This window comes from Paenibacillus sp. J2TS4 (assembly GCF_018403245.1).
Lineage (GTDB): Bacteria > Bacillota > Bacilli > Paenibacillales > NBRC-103111 > Paenibacillus_L.
In genome coordinates this window covers 1-251 of the sequence record NZ_BOSH01000068.1, presented here as the reverse complement: position 1 = coordinate 251, position 251 = coordinate 1, and the positions used below count along the sequence as shown (strand labels likewise).

The window sequence follows — 251 nt, the reverse complement described above, 5'->3', positions numbered from 1 at the left end:
GCCGCTGGATCGGATTGCCCGCTTGTTCGACGATCTGACCGGCCATCGGCCGAGCGAAGCTTCGCTGCTTTCCATGCTGGAGACATCGTCGGATGCGCTGCAACCCGTTGAGCAAACCTTAATCGACAGGTTGCTTCGGCAACCCGTCGTGCATGCCGATGAAACGGGATGCCGAGTCGGCGGCAAGACGCAATGGATGCATGTGATCTCCGACGAGAAGCATACGCTGCTTCGTTTCCACGCCCAACGCG

1 protein-coding gene is annotated in these 251 nt (G+C 59.8%); it reads left to right on the top strand.

The window, feature by feature from the left end; genetic code table 11:
- Window positions 1–251, top strand: a 251-nt coding sequence (locus tag KJS69_RS29475) for an IS66 family transposase (RefSeq protein ID WP_213587800.1), incomplete at both ends; no start/stop codon positions are given.